The 2,308-nt window shown below is 45.9% G+C and carries 4 protein-coding genes; 2 read left to right on the top strand and 2 right to left on the bottom strand.

What is annotated here, in order from left to right; genetic code table 11:
* The first annotated feature begins 19 nt into the window (after positions 1-19).
* A complete protein-coding gene (locus ACTRXD_RS16890) occupies positions 20-178 on the top strand; it encodes a rhodanese-like domain-containing protein (protein ID WP_442432956.1) in 159 nt (52 codons plus the stop codon).
* 31 nt (positions 179-209) lie between these two features.
* Here ACTRXD_RS16890 and ACTRXD_RS16885 read toward each other — a convergent pair whose 3' ends face one another.
* Both ACTRXD_RS16885 and ACTRXD_RS16880 read right to left on the bottom strand, forming a co-directional pair.
* On the bottom strand, positions 210-1,196 hold the full coding sequence (locus tag ACTRXD_RS16885; protein ID WP_442432954.1) for a nucleotidyltransferase family protein: 987 nt from the start codon (positions 1,194-1,196) through the stop codon (positions 210-212).
* Positions 1,162-1,851 (bottom strand): 3'-5' exonuclease, encoded by a 690-nt coding sequence (locus tag ACTRXD_RS16880; protein ID WP_442432953.1) that lies wholly within the window; start codon positions 1,849-1,851, stop codon positions 1,162-1,164. The genes ACTRXD_RS16885 and ACTRXD_RS16880 overlap by 35 nt, the downstream gene beginning before the upstream one ends.
* A 188-nt stretch (positions 1,852-2,039) precedes the next feature.
* Here ACTRXD_RS16880 and ACTRXD_RS16875 point away from each other — a divergent pair.
* The coding region (locus ACTRXD_RS16875) for a rhodanese-like domain-containing protein (RefSeq protein WP_442432955.1) at positions 2,040-2,308 on the top strand (269 nt) is incomplete at its 3' end.

The following is a 2,308-nucleotide window of genomic DNA, read 5'->3' as shown; positions in this document are numbered from 1 at the left end:
GAGAGACCATCTTCAGCAACTGGATCCCCCTCAGGAAACGGTCGTCTATTGTCGTGTCGGATTACGCGGGTATCTCGCGGCACGCATTCTCCTCCAGCATGGCTTCACCCATGTCTTCAACCTCACCGGCGGCTATTTAAGCTTCCCTTCACAAATAGAAAACTTAAATCCTGAATAGACCTAAAGACAAAAACCTTGAGGTTTTCTTGCTAGACTACAAGAAATCGAAAAACCTTGTTGTCCTTACCTATAAAACAAAGTAGATCATATACCTGATCGCCAAACTCCCTGGCTTCTTGAAGAGCTTGCCCACTTTCTATACGGTCCTGGAACATTTCGATTAAATTCTTCTTAGGAGCATCTGTCTTCTTCAAAAATTTTTCATACAGGGAAAGAATTGTATCTACACGATTTGACTGATTAACAAACTTGGCCTGGCCCTTTAACCATTCAAGACGTTTCGTGGGAGAAAGGGAAACCATATGCTTCACATTATCTGGCCTAACCGTGCCTTGTTCAGCTATAACTGCCATGAGGTACAGAAGACCAGAATAGCAGGTTAAAAGCCTGCTGTGTTTAAGCTTGTAATTCTTGAGCTTCCGTTTCGCTTTCTGCTCCAGTGTTTCGTTTTCATTTTTAGTTCCCGCCTCGTAATTCACACAAAAAGTTCTCCAAAGGCGTAAAATATCATTTACAAGAAACGCAGGGACGAACTCAGATCCATGATCCTCGTAGTCTTCCCAATAGGCCTCAATAACCTTAGAAATTACATTTGAGTAGATTGTATCTTCTAAAAGCGGCAAGCTCTCCAGCAGCAGAAGGAGCCGCGCTGTGAAGGTGTTTGCCTTATCGTCATCACGTGTGCCTAGCGTTTCGACAAGGTCATCCACAGTATAATGTTTGAGATACTCACCGTCGCCGGAGAATTCTGGAAAATCTAGTTTTCTGGTAGCCTCTATTAAATCAGCTTTAATTAAGATTTCTTCAAGATTCTTCAGATCACGTTCTTCTTTAATTCCACCCCCGACGATGAACAGATCTAGATCACTATGTAAACTGGCCTCTCCACGACCGTATGACCCTATTAGGTAGACACAGGCCTTCCCTTCGGCAAGCTTTCTAGCCTTTGTCAGTTCATTTTTGAGTTGATGAAGGCGAGAATTAGCGGTTTCGCGCCGATTTTGGAGAAAGTCCATCAGGTTTGCTCTCCCACCTGAACAAGTTTGCAAAAATCTCTGCCTGCTCAATTGCATCTTCTAACGCATGGTGGGAGTGTTCATGGTGGGGCCGAAGCCAGCTTTCAAGATTTGACCGGCCGGACGCTGCCACCGGAATCCTGGCCTTGACTGCATAGGCAGTTTTTATGTCAAAACAACCTGAATGGTTGAAGGGCGAACCTTCAGAAGAAAAGCGGATAAAATACCAATATAGCCAGGTCCAATCGAAACTTAATGGGTAGGCAACCAATATTGGTCTGTAGGGACCCGCAATTTCTCGAACCCATCGACTAGCCTCAGTCATGGCATCTACGGGGTCCTTCCCTTCGCGACAAAGACGATCACGATCAAGCTGATTTACACGTAACGCCTCCAACTCGAAGGAATCAGAAATTGGCTTTATCTCACGATAGAAGGATTGATTGAGATTTTCAGGCGATTCGAATTTATGGCCATCAAAACGACCAGCATAGACCAGGGCGAACGAAAGAAGAGAATAGGGACCAGGTATGGGACCGTCCGTCTCAACATCAGCAGAAAAATAGACGTCAATGGTTTTTCCCGTATCTCGATCGGATCCTTGGGGTGAGGTTTCATCACAGATAGCAGGCATTTTTGGAGATGTTTTTTTCATAAGGGCCGATCCTAACAGTCTGAATTTTGGGAGTCCAGCCAACAAAACCAATCATGAAACCCGACTACCCATTCTGGCCGAACAGCTTATGTTTCACGATCATCGCCCATCATTCTGTCCTCCCTCTCGGGTGACTCCCTATCCATGCGGAGTAGAGATCTAGACGTAAAAATTTTAGCGATGCACGAATTTCCTCTCCATCATTAGCTTACTTAGACCGCCTTTACACTACGTTCCTCCTAAACTCCCTAAATCAGGATACTCCGTATTGCACGGCTCACACCTCGACCCACAGCACCGCCTCATTCCATATTGTTGAGCTGAGAGACCATCTTCAGCAACTGGATCCCCCTCAGGAAACGGTCGTCTATTGTCGTGTCGGATTACGCGGGTATCTCGCGGCACGCATTCTCCTCCAGCATGGCTTCACCCATGTCTTCAACCTCACCGGCGGCTA

This window comes from Nitrospira sp. T9 (genome assembly GCF_052156535.1).
In the GTDB taxonomy this organism is placed as follows: domain Bacteria; phylum Nitrospirota; class Nitrospiria; order Nitrospirales; family UBA8639; genus Nitrospira_E.
The sequence above is the reverse complement of the archived record's forward strand: the minus strand, read 5'-3'. Positions and strand labels throughout refer to the sequence as shown.

What these genes read in the sequence shown, in the direction of transcription:
- ACTRXD_RS16880 (WP_442432953.1), bottom strand. Translation starts at nt 1,851, where the DNA reads ATGAAAAAAACATCTCCAAAAATGCCTGCTATCTGTGATGAAACCTCA.
- ACTRXD_RS16885 (WP_442432954.1), bottom strand. Translation starts at nt 1,196, where the DNA reads ATGGACTTTCTCCAAAATCGGCGCGAAACCGCTAATTCTCGCCTTCAT.